The organism is Mesorhizobium sp. M7A.F.Ca.CA.002.04.1.1, assembly GCF_004022805.1.
GTDB lineage: Bacteria > Pseudomonadota > Alphaproteobacteria > Rhizobiales > Rhizobiaceae > Mesorhizobium > Mesorhizobium ciceri.
The window spans coordinates 1-3,512 of sequence record NZ_RZPL01000611.1; the positions used below are offsets into that span (position 1 = coordinate 1).

Consider the following 3,512-nt stretch of genomic DNA (forward strand, 5'->3'; position numbering starts at 1 on the left):
GTCCGCGAGCCCGCGAAATCTTGACTTTTGTGCGGCGCACAATATATTATCTTGCATTGCACAAGGGCGCCCCGAAGAAGGACGCCTCAACCGTCAAGGGAATCGTGAAATGACCCAGACCTATGAGGACTTCAGCAAATACGGCAAAGAGTTCGCCGACACCGGATTGAAGAGCTTCGCGTCGCTCTCCAAGGGCGCACAGGCGATTGCCACCGAGGCTGGTGAATACACCAAGAAGAGTTTTGAAACCGGCAGCGCCACTGTGGAGAAGCTGTTTTCAGCCAAGTCGCTGGAAAAGGCCATCGAGATCCAGTCGGACTACGCCAAGCAGTCCTATGAGGCGTTCGTCGCCGAGGCTACCAAGATCGGCGATCTCTATGCCGAACTCGCCAAGGAAGCCTACAAGCCATTCGAATCGATCGTTGCCAAGGCGAAGTAATTTCGCCCGGGCGAACTGATTTCGCCTGACGTGACCCAGATTCAGCCTTTTGACCCGAGAAAAAGCCCGGCCGTGGAAACGTGGCCGGGCTTTTTCGTGTCAATTTCCGTTCCAGAGCCTCGCGCCCCTTCACGATTGCGAAAATCGTCCAAGTTTGGTGACCTAGCCATATTGTCAGCTAACCAGAAGGGCTTAAAATCGTACATCGAACACCTACATGTCGAACTCGCATGGGGAATCGAAAGAGGCAGGAATACGTGACGATCGGTTTGACTGCCACGAGACGCGTGGTGCGAATGCAAGACGGCGACGGTAACGGCAATGGGGCCGGCCGTGGGACGGCCGTCATCACGCGCACCAAAACCAAGACCAAGAAGCCCAGCCTTTATCGGGTCCTCATCCTCAACGACGACTACACTCCGATGGAGTTCGTGGTTCACGTGCTGGAGCGTTTTTTCCAGAAGGATCGCGAAGCCGCCACACGCATCATGCTTCATGTTCACAATCATGGAGTGGGCGAGTGCGGGGTCTATACATTCGAGGTGGCCGAGACCAAAGTGTCCCAGGTCATGGATTTCGCCCGACAGAATCAGCATCCGCTGCAATGCGTGATGGAGAAGAAGTGAGGTAACATGCCGGCTTTCTCCCAAGGCCTGGAAAAGGCGCTTCACCAGGCGCTGACGCTCGCCAATGAGCGGCACCATGAATATGCAACCCTAGAACATCTGCTGCTCGCGCTCATCGACGACACCGAGGCGGCCGCCGTCATGCGCGCCTGCAATGTCGATCTCGATGAGCTCAAGCATACGGTTCTCACCTATATCGACACCGAGCTGGACAACCTCGTCACCGGCTACGACGAGGACTCCAAGCCGACGGCCGGTTTCCAGCGCGTCATCCAGCGCGCGGTGATCCATGTGCAGTCTTCTGGCCGCGAGGAAGTGTCGGGCGCCAACGTGCTCGTCGCCATCTTCGCCGAGCGCGAGAGCCATGCCGCCTATTTCCTGCAGGAACAGCAGATGACCCGCTACGATGCGGTCAACTACATCTCGCACGGCATTGCCAAGCGTCCGGGCGCGTCGGAGACACGCTCGCCGCGCGGCGCCGATGACGAGCAGGGCGGCCAGAACGGCGCCGAGCCGCAAGAGGAAGGCGGCAAGAAGAAGCAGCAGCAGGACGCGCTGACGGCCTATTGCGTCAATCTCAACAACAAGGCCAAGGCCGGCAAGATCGACCCGCTGATCGGCCGCGAGTCCGAGATCAACCGCACCATCCAGGTGCTGTGCCGCCGCTCCAAGAACAACCCGCTCTACGTCGGTGACCCCGGCGTCGGCAAGACGGCGATCGCCGAGGGCCTGGCCAAGCGCATCGTCGAGGGCGACGTTCCCGAAGTGCTGCACAATGCCACCATCTTCGCGCTCGATATGGGCACGCTGCTCGCCGGCACGCGCTATCGCGGTGATTTCGAGGAACGGCTGAAGCAGGTCGTCAAGGAGCTCGAGGATTATCCTGGCGCCGTGCTGTTCATCGACGAGATTCACACGGTGATCGGGGCAGGGGCGACTTCAGGCGGCGCCATGGATGCGTCCAACCTGTTGAAGCCGGCGCTGTCGTCGGGTGCGATCCGCTGCATCGGCTCGACCACCTACAAGGAATTCCGCCAGTTCTTCGAGAAGGACCGTGCCTTGGTGCGGCGCTTCCAGAAGATCGACGTCAACGAGCCGACCATCGAGGACGCGATCGAGATCATGAAGGGCCTCAAGCCCTATTATGAGGAGTTCCACAAGGTGAAGTTCACCAACGAGGCGATCAAGGCCTCGGTGGAACTGTCGGCACGCTACATCAACGACCGCAAGCTGCCGGACAAGGCGATCGACGTGATCGACGAGACCGGCGCCTCGCAGATGCTGGTGCCGGAAGCCAAGCGCAAGAAGACTATCGGCATCAAGGAGATCGAGGCGACGATCGCCACCATGGCCCGCATCCCGCCGAAGACGGTTTCGGCCGACGACGAGAAGGTGCTGCAGGGCCTCGATATCGAGCTGAAGCGAGTCGTCTATGGCCAGGACACTGCGATCACCGCACTGACCTCGGCGATCAAGCTGGCGCGTGCCGGCCTGCGCGAACCGGAGAAGCCGATCGGCTCCTACCTGTTCTCCGGCCCGACCGGCGTCGGCAAGACCGAAGTGGCCAAGCAGTTGGCCGCGTCGCTCGGCGTGGAGCTGATCCGCTTCGACATGTCGGAATATATGGAGCGCCACACCGTGTCGCGGCTGATCGGTGCTCCTCCCGGCTATGTCGGCTTCGACCAGGGCGGTCTTCTGACGGACGGCGTCGACCAGCATCCGCATTGCGTGCTGTTGCTGGACGAGGTCGAGAAGGCGCATCCGGACCTGTTCAACATCCTGTTGCAGGTTATGGACCATGGCAAGCTGACCGACCACAACGGCAAGCAGATCGACTTCCGCAATGTGATCCTGATCATGACCACCAATGCGGGCGCGTCGGATGCGCAGCGTGCGGCGATCGGCTTCGGCTCGACCAAGCGCGAAGGCGACGATGTCGAGGCGATCAACCGGCTGTTCACGCCGGAGTTCCGCAACCGTCTCGATGCGATCATCCCGTTCGGCTCGCTGCCGGTGCCGGTCATCCATCAGGTGGTGCAGAAGTTCGTCATGCAGCTCGAGGCCCAGCTTTCCGAGCGTGGCGTCACCTTCGACCTGTCGGCGGACGCGATCGCCTGGCTCGCCGACAAGGGCTATGATGAGCGCATGGGCGCGCGGCCGCTCGGTCGTGTGATCCAGGAGCACATCAAGAAGCCATTGGCCGACGAGGTGCTGTTCGGCAAGCTCAAGAAGGGCGGCACGGTGCGCGTCACCGTCGAGAAGAAGGAAACCGGCGAGACCGGCCTGAAGCTCGAATCGCTGGCCGACGAGGCGCCGGTGAAGCCGAAGAAGGAAGAGCCGGAAGAAACGCCGAAGTCCAGAAAGGCCGTGGTGAAAAAGCCGGCGGCCAAGAAGCTGGTGGCGCAGAAGCCCGAAGCCAAGGGCAAGGACGGCGGCAAGCGCAGCCT

Annotated in this window: 3 protein-coding genes; all 3 read left to right on the plus strand. The window is 60.9% G+C overall.

Annotated features, from left to right (window positions below; translation table 11 throughout):
- Positions 1–109: 109 nt before the first annotated feature.
- The gene (locus ENZ75_RS25270; RefSeq protein ID WP_013531776.1) at positions 110–439 is read left to right on the plus strand and encodes a phasin family protein; all 330 of its coding nucleotides are present in this window, start codon (positions 110–112) and stop codon (positions 437–439) included.
- Positions 440–735: 296 nt separating this feature from the next.
- Complete coding sequence (gene clpS, locus ENZ75_RS25275) at positions 736–1,065, plus strand: ATP-dependent Clp protease adapter ClpS (protein ID WP_023812950.1); 330 nt, start codon at positions 736–738, stop codon at positions 1,063–1,065.
- Positions 1,066–1,071: 6 nt separating this feature from the next.
- Positions 1,072–3,512 (plus strand): ATP-dependent Clp protease ATP-binding subunit ClpA (clpA, locus tag ENZ75_RS25280; RefSeq protein WP_128278398.1); only part of this gene is annotated, 2,441 nt, incomplete at its 3' end.

Bases quoted from the DNA above. Each gene is read 5' to 3' on its own strand.
- clpS (WP_023812950.1), top strand. From the start codon at position 736: ATGCAAGACGGCGACGGTAACGGCAATGGGGCCGGCCGTGGGACGGCC.
- ENZ75_RS25270 (WP_013531776.1), top strand. From the start codon at position 110: ATGACCCAGACCTATGAGGACTTCAGCAAATACGGCAAAGAGTTCGCC.